Origin of the sequence: Brevibacterium sp. HMSC07C04, assembly GCF_001815905.1 — a bacterium.
Lineage (GTDB): Bacteria > Actinomycetota > Actinomycetes > Actinomycetales > Brevibacteriaceae > Brevibacterium.
Genome location: NZ_KV823264.1, coordinates 1 through 11,420, shown reverse-complemented (window position 1 = coordinate 11,420; position 11,420 = coordinate 1). Strand labels below are relative to the sequence as shown.

Annotated in this window: 9 protein-coding genes and 1 tRNA gene; 1 reads left to right on the top strand and 9 read right to left on the bottom strand. The window is 63.0% G+C overall.

From position 1 onward, the window contains the following. Nucleotides 1–63 precede the first annotated feature (63 nt). The 7 genes from pknB to HMPREF3162_RS06985 are packed head-to-tail and all read right to left on the bottom strand — an operon-like array spanning nt 64 to nt 9,597. Nucleotides 64–1,905 (bottom strand): Stk1 family PASTA domain-containing Ser/Thr kinase, encoded by a 1,842-nt coding sequence (gene pknB, locus HMPREF3162_RS07015; RefSeq protein ID WP_070777448.1) that lies wholly within the window; start codon nt 1,903–1,905, stop codon nt 64–66. Next, nucleotides 1,902–3,677 (bottom strand): protein kinase domain-containing protein, encoded by a 1,776-nt coding sequence (locus HMPREF3162_RS07010; protein WP_070777446.1) that lies wholly within the window; start codon nt 3,675–3,677, stop codon nt 1,902–1,904. The genes pknB and HMPREF3162_RS07010 overlap by 4 nt, the downstream gene beginning before the upstream one ends. Beyond that, nucleotides 3,677–5,143 (bottom strand): peptidoglycan D,D-transpeptidase FtsI family protein, encoded by a 1,467-nt coding sequence (locus tag HMPREF3162_RS07005; protein ID WP_070777444.1) that lies wholly within the window; start codon nt 5,141–5,143, stop codon nt 3,677–3,679. Before HMPREF3162_RS07005 ends, HMPREF3162_RS07010 begins: the two co-directional genes overlap by 1 nt. Then, nucleotides 5,140–6,660: an FtsW/RodA/SpoVE family cell cycle protein gene (locus HMPREF3162_RS07000; protein ID WP_070576301.1), complete on the bottom strand. Its 1,521-nt coding sequence runs from the start codon at nt 6,658–6,660 to the stop codon at nt 5,140–5,142. Before HMPREF3162_RS07000 ends, HMPREF3162_RS07005 begins: the two co-directional genes overlap by 4 nt. Continuing rightward, on the bottom strand, nt 6,657–8,246 hold the full coding sequence (locus HMPREF3162_RS06995) for a PP2C family protein-serine/threonine phosphatase (RefSeq protein ID WP_070777442.1): 1,590 nt from the start codon (nt 8,244–8,246) through the stop codon (nt 6,657–6,659). The genes HMPREF3162_RS07000 and HMPREF3162_RS06995 overlap by 4 nt, the downstream gene beginning before the upstream one ends. Beyond that, nucleotides 8,243–8,767, bottom strand: coding sequence for an FHA domain-containing protein FhaB/FipA (locus tag HMPREF3162_RS06990; protein ID WP_070576306.1), 525 nt, complete (start codon nt 8,765–8,767; stop codon nt 8,243–8,245). Before HMPREF3162_RS06990 ends, HMPREF3162_RS06995 begins: the two co-directional genes overlap by 4 nt. Further along, the gene (locus HMPREF3162_RS06985; protein WP_256282688.1) at nt 8,767–9,597 is read right to left on the bottom strand and encodes a DUF3662 and FHA domain-containing protein; all 831 of its coding nucleotides are present in this window, start codon (nt 9,595–9,597) and stop codon (nt 8,767–8,769) included. The genes HMPREF3162_RS06990 and HMPREF3162_RS06985 overlap by 1 nt, the downstream gene beginning before the upstream one ends. 408 nt (nt 9,598–10,005) lie before the next feature. On the opposite strand from HMPREF3162_RS06985, the gene HMPREF3162_RS06980 reads away from it, so the two are divergent. Continuing rightward, nucleotides 10,006–10,089 (top strand) — tRNA-Leu (locus tag HMPREF3162_RS06980). 197 nt (nt 10,090–10,286) lie between these two features. Here HMPREF3162_RS06980 and HMPREF3162_RS06975 read toward each other — a convergent pair. Both HMPREF3162_RS06975 and HMPREF3162_RS06970 read right to left on the bottom strand, forming a co-directional pair. After that, nucleotides 10,287–10,550, bottom strand: coding sequence for a hypothetical protein (locus HMPREF3162_RS06975; protein ID WP_070424156.1), 264 nt, complete (start codon nt 10,548–10,550; stop codon nt 10,287–10,289). Between the two features lie 96 nt (nt 10,551–10,646). Next, complete coding sequence (locus HMPREF3162_RS06970; protein WP_083274274.1) at nt 10,647–11,330, bottom strand: transposase; 684 nt, start codon at nt 11,328–11,330, stop codon at nt 10,647–10,649. Nucleotides 11,331–11,420 lie beyond the last annotated feature (90 nt).

The following is an 11,420-nucleotide window of genomic DNA, read 5'->3' as shown; positions in this document are numbered from 1 at the left end:
GGGCTGGGTGTGCTCATCACACCCAGCCCCGGCCGCTTTTCATCAGCTCAGCCGGTGGCCGTATCACCAACCGTCATCGGTGCCCGGGAAAAGCGGAGATTCCGTATTCGGATTCTCCTCTTCTTCTTCCGGCTCTGGCGTGGGAGTCGGCTTTTCCTTCGCCACTTTGATGGTGATGGTGGCGTGCTGATCGGTTGAGGAACCGCCCTTGACCGACTGCGAGAACACTTTGCCTGCTTCGTGTTCGTCAGTTTCGACTTCCTCGGTCTTGCATTCAAGCTGGTACTTGTCGCCGGTGAGGATCGAGCAGGCCTGATCTGCGCTCTTGCCGGTGACATTGGGAACGTCGACTCGTCCGGAGGACAGGATCAGATCGACAGCCGAACCCTTTTTGACCTTCGAGTCTTTTCCGGGCTTGGTTTTCAGCACTGTGCCCTTGTCAACGTCAGGTGAGTTCTGCTCCTTGTTCGAACCGCCTTTAAGACCGGCCTCATCCAGAGTTTGGCGAGCCAAAGACTCCGTCTGTCCCGAGACATCCGGGACTGCCACCTCGGCGGGGCCAGCGGAAACATAGACCGTGACATCCGAACCCACCTCGACAGCGGTGCCGCCTTCGGGATCGGTTTTGACGACATTGCCCTCTTTGACGTCGTCGTTGTTGACCTCCTCGGTCACGCCGTTGAGGTTGTTGTCCTGCAGCCATTGCATCGCTTCTTTTTCCGAAACGTCCTGCAGGTTGGCAAGTTCAATCGTCGGCGGTTCCTTGGGCTTGGACAGCTGGTAGACCCATAGGCCAAGCCCGCCCAGAACAAGCACGAGGATCGTTGCGAGAATCCACAGCCAGCTGCGCTTCTTGTTGTCGTCATCCTCTTCTTCTTCGCGGCTGGGCAGGGTGGAAAAGCCCGAGGTGTTCGAGACTTCGTCCAGTGTCCCGGTGGCAGGCGGGCCGGAGCCCATACCGACGGGGGCGACCATCTGCGTTGCAGCGGTTGCCGGGGGCTGGGCGTAAGCCTGGGTGGCATTGGGGTCGCCGCCGTCAATGCTCAGCGGGCGGCCATCGCGGGCCGCCAGAACATCCTCGCGGAAGGTGAAAGCATCCTGATAGCGCTCATCACGGCCCTTGCTCAGAGAGTGCAGCACCACTCGGTCCACAGCCGGGGTAACGTTCGGATTGAGCTCCGACGGCGGGCGCGGTGTTTCGCCGACGTGCTGGTAGGCCACCGCCAGCTGCGAATCGCCCGTGAACGGCGGTTGGCCCGTGAGCAGTTCGTACAGCAGGCAGCCCGTCGAATACAGGTCAGAGCGGGCATCGACAACTTCGCCTCGGGCCTGTTCGGGGGAGAGGTAGTGGGCGGTGCCGATAACCGTCGAGGTCTGCGTCAGCTGACCGGTGTCTTCAAGCGCGCGCGCAATCCCGAAGTCCATGACCTTGATGTCGCCTTCGGGGGTGAGCATGACGTTGGCGGGTTTGATGTCACGGTGGACGATCCCGTTGCGGTGGCTGTAGTCCAGGGGTGCGAGAACCCCGGCAATGATGTCCAGTGATTCTTGAACGGTCAGCGGTCCGTGGGCGGACAGAACCTCGCGCAGAGTCTGCCCCTCCACGTACTCCATGACGATGAACGGCACAGTGACTTCGCCGCCGCCGGACTCTATGACTCTCTCTTCGCCAGAATCGTAGACGCTGACGATGCCGGGGTGGTTCAGTCTGGCCGCTGACTGGGCTTCGCGATTGATGCGCTCGTGGAACGAATTGTCGCGGGCAAGGTCGTTGCGCAGCAGTTTGATTGCCACGCGACGGCCGAGCCTGCGGTCAGTTCCGGCGTGCACTTCGGCCATGCCGCCGCGGCCCAGGAGCTCCTCGATCTCATAACGGCCCAGAAGCAGACGGGAGTCCGTCATCATTCACCTCCGCTGTTCGAGGCGGAGTTCCCGCCGCTCACCTGTCCGCCGCCCTGGCCGGAACCACTCGGTCCCGCATCGCCCTGGCCGGAGCCGTTTTGGCCGGAATCGTTCTGACTGCCCTGGTTGCCCTGATTGCCTTGGTTCCCCTGGTTGCCCTGGTCTTGGTTCTGACCGGGGGCGTTGCCGGAATTGCCGCGATCGCGGCTGGGGGCATCGCCGGAGTTTCCGGGCGCCTGGTTGGAATCGCTGCCGCTGCCAGAACCGGAATCGCGAGAACCGCCGGTGTCTGATCCGCTGCTTCCGCGCTGGTTGGAGTCGTTGGAGCGCTTGCGCTCCTGCGGTTGCTGTTCCTGCTGCTGAGGCTGGCTGTCCCGTCCGCTGTCGTTGTCGTTGTCGGAAGGGTCTGGGCCGCGGGAGACCACGAGCGTCACCGGCGAACCGGGGGCGAAACTGTAGCCCTTGGCGCCGCGCTGCACAGCAGTGACGGTGCCTTCTGGTTCGTCGGAGTACTCCAGGCTCTTTTCGGCCTTGAGGTCAAGGTCCTTCAGGGCCTTCTTTGCGTCGCGGTAGTCCTTGCCTACGTAGTCGCTGGGGTTGATCTCCACCAAGTCGGTCTGTTCGTCCGCGGTCTGGTCGCCGAAGAGCTGTTCGCCGACCAGTGCCCAGGCTCCCCAGCCCAGCAGGCCGAGAAGGGCGATCACAAGAATCGCGATCGCAGCTTTCGCACCCGCGCCGCCCTTTTTGGGCTCATCAGGTTCGTCAAGTTCGTCAGATCCCGCATCAGCGCCGTCGAGGTATCCGCGTTGGATGCCCACCGGCTGTGCGGCCTGGTGTTCCGAGGTGTGGCTCAACACGGTCGTTGAGGCTTCGTCAGATCCGATGAGCTGGGTTGCCGCGGTCTGCCCGCCGGCGTCTTCTGCAAGCTGCGGCACAGCGGTTTCGGCGGCTGCGACGTCGCCGTCCATAAGGGCGCGGGCTGCCGCGGCAACCGAGGCACCGTCGGTCGGGCGCAGGCCGGGCTTCTTTGCCAGCAGGCAGTCGACGAGCCTCCGCACTGGCGCTGAAACCGTCTCCGGCAGATCCGGGTGGCGGCGGTTGACCTGCGCAATGGCGATTTCCACCTGGGTTTCGCCGATGAACGGGCGGCGTCCGGCCAGCAGTTCGTACAGGATGATGCCCAGCGAGTACAGGTCGGACTGGGGCACGGAGCCTTTGCCGGTGGCCTGTTCGGGAGCGAGGTACTGGGCGGTGCCCATCACCTGACCGGTGCGGGTCAGCGGAGCCTGGTCTGCTACGCGAGCAATGCCGAAGTCGGTGATCTTCACCCGGAAGTCCGGGGTGACGAGCAGGTTGCCCGGCTTGATGTCACGGTGGACCACGCCGGCCTTGTGGGCGGCATCGAGAGCCTGGGCCGCCTGCGCGGTGATGTTGAGGGCGTCGACTTCGCTCATAGCGCCGTCGCGTTCGATGATCGAAGACAGCGCTTCGCCGGGCACGTACTCCATAACAAGGTACGGTGCGCCGGTTTCTTCGCCGTAGTCGTACACCCCGGCGATTCCGGGGTCGGACACCGCGCCCATCGACCGTGCTTCGGCCCGGAAACGAGCGAGGAAGGCCTCGTCGTCCCGGTACTCGTCCTTCATGATCTTCGCTGCGACCGGGCGGCCGAGAACGTTGTCGGTTCCCTTCCACACTTCGCCCATTCCGCCGACGGCGATTCGGGTGGTGAGTTCGTAGCGTCCGCCGAGCACTGTGCCTGCTTCTGGCTTCATCAGCTGATCACCGCCTCCATGATCTTCTTAGCAATCGGTCCCGCAGTGCGGCCGCCGGACGCTGCCGATCCTGCTGCACCGCCGTTCTCTACAACTACTGCCACGGCAACCTGGGGATCGTCAGCCGGAGCGAACGACGTGTACCAGGCGTGGGGGGCCGCACCCTTTGCGTGCTGCGACGTTCCGGTCTTCGCCGCGACTTTGACACCCGAGATCGCTCCCGCAGTGCCGGTGCCGTCGGTGACGACTTTCTGCATCATCTGATTGAGATGGCCGGCCGTCTTCTTGCTGATGGGCCTTGAGAAGGTCTTCGGTCTTGGGGTTTCCATTACTTTCAGGGTGCGGGCGTTCTTGACCTCTTTGACGAGGTTGGGCCGCATTTCCTTGCCGTCATTGGCGATTGCCGCGGAGACCATCGCCATCTGCATGGGGGTTGAGCGGACTTCGTACTGCCCGATGGCCGACTGGGCCAGCTGGGGAGGGCTGAGCTGTTCGGGGAACTGCGAAGCATCGACCTTGATGGGGGATTCGAAGCTTTCGCCGAATCCGAACTTCTTGGCCGTTTCAGCCATTGCGTCTTCGCCGATGTCCATGCCGAGCTTGGCAAAGGTTGTGTTGCACGACTTCGCCAGAGCGTGTTCGAAGGTCGCTTCGCCGCCGCTGCCGCACGTTGCGCCGCCGGCGTTGCCGATGGTGGCGCTGGTCTGCGGAAGTTCCAGACGGGTGGGCGATTCCAGGACGGAGTCGGGCGTGTAGTCGGTGTGTTCCAGGGCCGCTGCTGCGGTGACCAGCTTGAACACGGAGCCGGGCGGGTACTGTTTGCCGCCGATTGCCTTGTTCACAGCGGGCTGTCCGTTGGCTCCGACGAGGTTCTCATAGGCGGACTTGGCCTTTTTCCTGTCGTGTGACGCCAGGGGGTTTGGGTCCCAGCCGGGGGTGGAGACCATTGCGAGAACGTGGCCGGTCTTCGGGTCGAGGGCGACCGCGGCGCCTTTCTGACCGCCCAGAGCGTTCCACGCGGCTTTCTGCGCTTTGGGGTTGATGGTCAGCTCAACAGCTGCGCCCATGTTCTCCTGGCCTGTCATCCAGTTGGAGATCTGGTCGTAGAAGAAACGGTCGTCCAGACCGGACAGCAGGCTGCCCTCGGTGCGTTCGATCCCGGTGGAACCGCCGACGACCGAGTAGTAGCCGGTGATCCCGGAGTACATTTCGGCAGGCAGGCCCTTCCCGCCGTACTGACGCTGGTACTTGAACTCAGTGTCCACTGGAACGGACTTCGCCACGGGTTCACCGTCGACGAGGATTGGTCCGCGCGGCCGCGACAGCTGCTCGAACAGCGTGCGGTTGTTCAAGGGGTTGGAGCGCAGACTGTCAGCGGCCAGGAACTGCACAGTGCTGACCGAACCGAACAGAAGAGCGAACATCACGAGTCCGACGACGAACACGTGGCCCAACGGTTTCTTCACTGCAGTTCACCTCCTGCCTGTCTGGGCGCGTAGCCGCTGGTGTTGGGGTTGTAGTCCGTGGTCACGTAGTCGACGACCTCGGGTTCTTTGTCGGTGCGCACCTTGGGTGAGGTGTCGGTGACCGCCTGGAGAACACCGGTCTGGAACTCCTCCTGCGGGCGCCGAGCGTTGTCGCTCATGCGCAGAAGAAGGCCCAGGATGATCCAGTTGGCCACGAGCGATGAACCGCCGGCAGCCAGGTACGGGGTCGTCAGACCGGTCAGCGGAATGAGTCGCGTAACACCGCCGACGACGATGAACGTCTGGAAGGCCATGAGGAACGACAGACCCAAAGACAGCAGGGTGCCGAAGTGGTCGCGCAGGTTGCCGGCGATCTTCACGCCCCGCTGGAACATGATGAGGTACAGCATGAGGATGGCGAACAGCCCGATCATGCCGATCTCTTCGCCGAAGCTGGAGATGATGAAGTCGGAGTCCGAATAGGGGACGATCTGCGGGCGGCCCTCACCGAAGCCCGTGCCGAAAAGACCGCCGTTGGCCATTCCGAACATGCCCTGAACCAGCTGGTAGGAACCGCCGGGTGTGCGGTTGAACTCTTCGGGTGACAGTGCGTTGAGCCACGCGTCGACGCGCAGTGAGAAGTGCGAGAACAGGAAATAGGCCGAAACGGCGGCAGCGCCGAACATGGACAGGCCCAAAACGATCCACGTCTTGATGCCGGTGGCAACGTAGAGCATTGCCACGAACAGTCCGAAGAACAGCAGTGCCGAACCCAGGTCGGTCTGGAACACCATGACTGCAACCGCAATGATCCAGGCGATGATGAGAGGCCCTGTGTCGCGCAGCCTCGGCAGGCGCATCCCAAGGAACCGGGGCCCGGCCAGGCGCAGCTGGTCGCGGTAGTTGACGAAGTAGCCCGCGAAGAAGATGGCCAAGAGGATCTTGGCGATCTCACCGGGCTGGAAGCTGAAGGGGCCCAGGCCGATCCAGATGCGCGAACCGTTGATGGTCCGGCCCAGTCCGGGCACCAGGGGCAGCAGCAGGAAGAAGACACCGGCGAGGAAGGCAACGTAGGGCCAGTTGCGCAGAGCGCGGTGGTCGCGCAGCACGAAGATGACCGTCGCACACAGGATGACGCCCAAGCCCATCCAGATGAGCTGCGAATCTGCCGCTCGCGTGCTGTCTTTGGCAACCCCGATCCGGAAGATCATGGCAAGCCCGAGGCCGTTGAGCATGATGGCGGTGGGCACGAGAATCGGGTCGGCGTACTTGGCGCGGATGCGCAGCACAATGTTGATGCCGATGCCGAAAGCGGCGAGGATGCCCGTGTAGCTGTACACATTGGCCGGGATCGCATCTGATGCTCCGATGCCGACGAGCGCGTAGGCGCCGCCTGCGACGACGACCGCAATCAGGATGAGCACGAGCTCAACATTGCGGTATGTGCGCGGGCCCTTCGAAGTCTCTTCCTGTCCGGCAGCCGACTTGTAGTAGTCGTCCAGGGTTGCGCGGCTCACTGACCTTCACCGCCCGGTGCCTGCGGATCGCTGCTGGGGGCGGGGTCTCCACCTTCGTTGACACCCGGCCGGATGTCCTCGCCGCTGGTGTCGCGGCTGGCTTCGCTGCGCAGGTTGTTGACGATGTCGTCGGCGTCTTCTTTCGAACCGGCCGGAATGGTCTGCCCCAGGCGGTCCTGGGTGAAGCTCGACAGGCTGCTGACCTCGATTTCGGTCTGTTCCTGCAGGTGAGACAGGCTGATGGGGCCCAGGTCCTGGGAAATGCCCTGGTAGACGGCAACGCGGCCGTTTTCTTCTGTCACGTAGTACTGGCTTTGGATGTAGCGCCAGCCGAACAGTGCGGCACCGGCCAGGAGGGCTACCACGAGCACTGTGACAATCCAGCCGAAGAAGTTCCGGCGGGGAGCTTCTTCGTAGTCGTCATCGTCTTCCAGTGTCTCAGCCGCCGGCTTGAGAGCCTTCTTGTCGGCTTTGCGCTGTGCCTTGCGTTCAGCGCGCGAAAGCTTCCGGTCCTCTTCGACAGCCGAAGCTGCGGTGACAGGGCCGCCAGGTGCGGCTGCAGCGGCAGGTGATTCCGCCTCGTCATCGAATTCCGAGGTCGAGGCGGGATGGGCGGTAAGTTCGGCGTCCGCGGAACCCGGCATGCCGGGTTCGGTTGGGCCGATGTGCTCGCCCGCGCCGATCGCTGCGATGTCGTCGGCGTGCATGACGTCGGTGTCCGCTGTGGGGTCGTCGTTGATGACGGTCATCTGGCGGGTGGCCTCAGCAGAGCTTCCCAGGAGCGCGTAGTGCGGATTGATGCGCACCGAACCGGCGTTGGAACCCGGGTCGTCAGTGTGGGCGGGGTCGGCTTCCACAATGTCGCTGACGATGACGGTCACATTGTCAGCACCTCCGCCGTCCAGGGCGAGGTCGACCAGCTGGTCGCAGGCGTCATCGGGGCTGTCGACGGTTTCAATGACGTGTTTGATGTCGCGAATATCAGCAAAGCCGGTCAGACCGTCAGAGCACAGCAGCCAGCGGTCGCCCACCTGGGCGTTGCGGATCGACATGTCGAGCTCAGGTGTCGCACCGACATCGCCGAGCACCTTCATGACGACGGAGCGCTGGGGGTGGTGTTCCGCCTCGTCCTCCGTGATGCGGCCCTCGTCTACGAGCATCTGCACGAACGTGTGGTCAGAGGTCATCTGGGTGAGTTCGCCGTTGCGCAGCAGGTATGCGCGCGAATCACCGATGTGGGCCAAGCACAGGCGGCTGTCGTGGCGCATGAGTGCGGTGACGGTCGTGCCCATGCCAGCAAGTTCGGGACGCTCTTCGACAGCGGCGTTGATCCGTTCGTTGGCTTCGAGGATCGCGGAGCGGAGCTCACCCAGCAGATCGCTGCTGTGCTGTGGGGTGTCCAGTGCGGACAGGCGGCTGACCGTGATGGCCGAAGCGACGTCACCGCCGGCGTGGCCGCCCATGCCATCGGCGATCAGCAGGAAGTTCGGACCCACGTAGCCGGAGTCCTGATTGTTCTGGCGCACCAGGCCGACATTGGAGCGGACGGCGGCTTTGAACATGATTTCGGGAAGTTCGTTCGTCATGCCTGCAGCTCCATTGTCGTGTTGCCGATTCGCACAGGGGTGAAAGCAGGAAGAGGCACAGCGCCGTGGAGCCTGCGATCGCCGACGAACGTCCCATTGGTTGAACCGAGATCTTCGACGTACCACAGGCCGTTGTCAGCGACGACGCGCGCGTGAACGCCGGAAGCGAAGTCGTCATGCAGGACAACGTCGTTGCCTCCGGCCCGGCCCATGGTGACGGGCTGGCCGTTCAGCGAGATGACGCGGCCCTGCAGAGCGCCAGAGGTGAAGACCAGCTGGGCGTAGTGGGCTGTTGTCACCTGGTCACCGGGCTGTACGGCACCGCCTGATGCCGATGGAGCTGCGGCGGGAGTGCTCTGCGGGCGGCTGCTCTTGGAGCGTCCGCTCCTGCCGCGGCGGCGAGCCTTCGTTGTGCGCGGGCCGAAGATGTCCTGGCGCAACACGCCGGCGACAAGGAAGACGAAAATCCACAGCAGCGCAAAAAACGCGAGGCGCAGCACCATGACGGTGAGCTCAGTCATCAGCTCCCTGCTTCCGATCGATGGAACACGACCGCGCTGTCACCAGCTTGGAGAACAGTCCCATCGGTCACATTGACTTTGGAGATTCGCTTGCCGTCCAGCAGCGTTCCGTTGGTTGAGCCCAGGTCAGAAGCCTGAGCGTGAGAGCCGTCGACGGTCACTTCGAAGTGGCGGCGTGAAACACCCGGGTCGTCGATGACGATGTCGGCGCTTGAAGACGAACGGCCGAAGATTGTGGACCCCTGGCCAAGCCGGTAGCTGCGCGAGCCCACCGACACCGTGAAGTGCGCGGCCGACTGGCGGCCCGCCGGGCGGGCTGGGCTGGCCTGGTTGGGCGCGGGGCTTGGGGCTGGGCTGGTTTCGCGGCGGCGGGATTGTTCGTAGGCTTCCGGCACGATGGGGTTGGCACGGCTTATGGGGTCGTAGCCGCCGCGGTTGGCCGGCTGCGCGGCGGGCGAACCATCGGGACGCTCGGTTCCCGCAAGCACGCGGTAGACGCCGGTGTCGAGGTCGGATGCGACGGTCAGCTCAACCGTTACGGGGCCTACGAAGCTGTAGCCCTGTTCAACGGCGTGTTCGCCGACAACCTGTCGGAGGTCGGTTTTGAGCTCGTCGAAAATGGGGGTCAGTCGCTCGAAGTCGGTCGAGGACAGCTCCACGGTGTAGCTGTTGGCGGTCAGAGTGCGGCCGCGCGATACGACGGCGGCGCGAGCGTCGGCTTCCTTGCGAAGCGCTCCGGCGAGCTCAACAGGTTCGACCTGGGAGCGGAAGGCCTTGGCGAACGCGCCATTGACTACGCGTTCAATTCCGCGCTCAAAACGGTCGAGCATGCCCACGGTGCGCTCCACCCCCTTTCGACGATCAATCAGTCAACACATCATATTAACGGCCGAACCATTGATGGGGGCTGAGAACCGCATCTTCGGCTGACTGCTCGCGGCATTGGCTGATTTGACACCAATGCGAAATCGCTCACGCGTGGGGGATATTGAGGGGATTTGGATCGTGCGGTTGGGTGGGGCACTGGGCGCGGGCTGACTGAGTGCGCTCGGGGCACACCGGCTGGCAATGAATCCACCCGTTAGCCGCAAAGAAGCTCCCTGCAGCAACAGATCTGCGCCTTAGCAGCTGTTGCTAAGACGCTGACTCCGGTTAAAGGGCGGGCGCCGCAAGGGTGGTTTTGGAGCTCGTTTTGCTGCTGGGCACCAGATGTGTGTATAGTTTCTTTTTGCTGCTTCGCGCGAGTGGCGGAATTGGTAGACGCGCTGGCTTCAGGTGCCAGTGGTGGCAACATCGTGGGGGTTCAAGTCCCCCCTCGCGCACAGAGTGTCGTTTGTACGGATGACCAGCTCAAGGCCGGGTTGCTCCTTCGGGAGTAATCCGGCCTTGTTCGTTCGTCGCCCTGCACAACTCGGAGCTTCATGGGTAAGGGGCAGGCAGGGTTGAGGTCGCTGAAGGCACGCATGGGTGGAGAATCCGGCCAGGCGTGCGCCAGGGCAGTGCGTGGGCGAAGTGAATGTCATGTACCGACCGCGATTGCAGGTGGGGCGTTCGGCACGACCGACCAGCCTCGGGTGACCTCTCGTCGCCGTGCCCGACGAAGAGCTGCAGACGCCACGCGCGTCAAGCCGACCTGATCGTGGAGCCGGTTGATGATCTTGCGGACGCTGGTGGCGGCGACCATGACGATGGCGCTGAGTAACTGGTTGGTCCAGCCGCGTCGTGGGAGCGTCTCTGCGTCGTCCACGGGCATGAACTTGCCGTCTTTGATCGACTTGTTCATCGACTCCACGGAATGCCGCCCGGAAGAGTATTGGGCTTGCCATTTCTCGGAACGATAGGGGTAGGCCTGCTCATGCTTCGCCCGTTACATTGATTGTCAAGCTGCTTCGGGTGTTTTTTCTTCGTAGAGGGTTCCGTGTTTGACCATGGCGTACACGACGTTGAGTCGTCTGCGAGCTAGGCACATGATGGCTGCGTTGTGGCGTTTTCCTTCGGCTCGTTTCCGGTCGTAGTAGGCCTTGGATATCGGGTCGTGGTTGGATGCGACCCAGGCGGATTGGAATAGCGCGCTTTTGAGTTTCTTGTTGCCTGCACGGGAGGGAAACTCCCCGCGGATCGAGGTTCCTGATCTCCTGGTGACAGGCGCGATACCGGCATAGGCTGCCAGGTGGGCAGCGGACTGGAACGTGGAGAAATCTCCAGCGGCCAGGAGAATCTGACTGGCGGTCTTAACGCCGACTCCCGGCATGGACGTTAAGACCTGAAGAAGAGGGAGCGAATCAATGAGTTCCTCAACTTGTGCAGCGATGTCAGCCCGTTCGGCTTTGAGCGTTTTGATCGTGGCGGCCAGACGCGGCACGATCTGTTCAGAAGCTTCACTGCCAGGCACGATCACGGTCTGCTGGCTCAGTGCTTCAAAGATCGCATCCACCAGTGCTGAAGGGTCTTTGCGGGTGTGGTTACGCGCCCACCGCTTCACCCCTGGATTCCCCGCGGCCCGCAGCCCTGCTGGACCGTTGTAGCGGATCAGCAAATCCAGCGTGATCTGGCGGGTCAGCACACCACCTTTGAATACACGTTCCAGTGCTGGGTGGATTTGTAACAGCAAGGTGAAGCGTCCTGGGTTTAGTTCCTACCTTAGGTAAGGAAG

Bases quoted from the DNA above. Each gene is read 5' to 3' on its own strand.
- HMPREF3162_RS07010 (WP_070777446.1), bottom strand. From the start codon at position 3,677: ATGAAGCCAGAAGCAGGCACAGTGCTCGGCGGACGCTACGAACTCACC.
- HMPREF3162_RS06975 (WP_070424156.1), bottom strand. From the start codon at position 10,550: ATGAACAAGTCGATCAAAGACGGCAAGTTCATGCCCGTGGACGACGCA.
- HMPREF3162_RS06990 (WP_070576306.1), bottom strand. From the start codon at position 8,767: ATGACTGAGCTCACCGTCATGGTGCTGCGCCTCGCGTTTTTTGCGCTG.
- HMPREF3162_RS06995 (WP_070777442.1), bottom strand. From the start codon at position 8,246: ATGACGAACGAACTTCCCGAAATCATGTTCAAAGCCGCCGTCCGCTCC.
- pknB (WP_070777448.1), bottom strand. From the start codon at position 1,905: ATGATGACGGACTCCCGTCTGCTTCTGGGCCGTTATGAGATCGAGGAG.
- HMPREF3162_RS06985 (WP_256282688.1), bottom strand. From the start codon at position 9,597: ATGCTCGACCGTTTTGAGCGCGGAATTGAACGCGTAGTCAATGGCGCG.